Annotated in this window: 1 protein-coding gene; it reads right to left on the minus strand. The window is 57.2% G+C overall.

Annotated elements, in window-relative coordinates:
- On the minus strand, positions 1-470 hold a 470-nt coding region (locus CJ255_RS22260), incomplete at its 3' end, for an Rpn family recombination-promoting nuclease/putative transposase (RefSeq protein WP_165774900.1).
- Positions 471-594 lie beyond the last annotated feature (124 nt).

Consider the following 594-nt stretch of genomic DNA (forward strand, 5'->3'; position numbering starts at 1 on the left):
TCGCTCAGGTGGTAGTGAAAGGTTGGTGTGTAGCGCTGAAGGGCGGCGGGGAGATCGAAGAGGGCTTGGAAGTCGGTTGAGACTGTCCAACGCTGCGTGCCATGGTAGACCACAATGGGCAAGATGGGAGCGAGCGGGCGCTGCTGGCGCTGCATACTATCCCACGTTTGCACCATGTAGCGCAACACCTGCAGCGGGGTCAAGGGGTCTACCGAGCTCTTATGTTCAAAGAGGATACAGACGAAGGCATGCGCGTCAGTTTCGCGCAGGGGCACTGCAAAGAGCAGATCGGAGAAGTGTTCTTTCAGAGTGGCATCAACGAACGAATCCTTGACCGGCTGGATGTGCGCCAGATCGAAGAGCGCCGTCACCTCAGCGGGCAGAAACTCGCGCAGAAAGAGCGCCACCGCCCCAGGTTGGCTAAAGGTGGCCTTGAAGAACTTGTCGTGCGGGTTGGTGAGGTCGGTCATGGTGGCTACTCTACTATTGTGCTTCTCCGCTTCTTTGCACTCCTCATGCTGCGAAACAAGCCTGACCATAGTGAGCAATGCCATCCCCACAGACACCCACTTCTACTAGCAGCGAGGTGAAAGC

The sequence above is a fragment of the Candidatus Viridilinea mediisalina genome, from assembly GCF_002532535.1.
Classification (GTDB): Bacteria; Chloroflexota; Chloroflexia; order Chloroflexales; family Chloroflexaceae; genus Viridilinea; species Viridilinea mediisalina.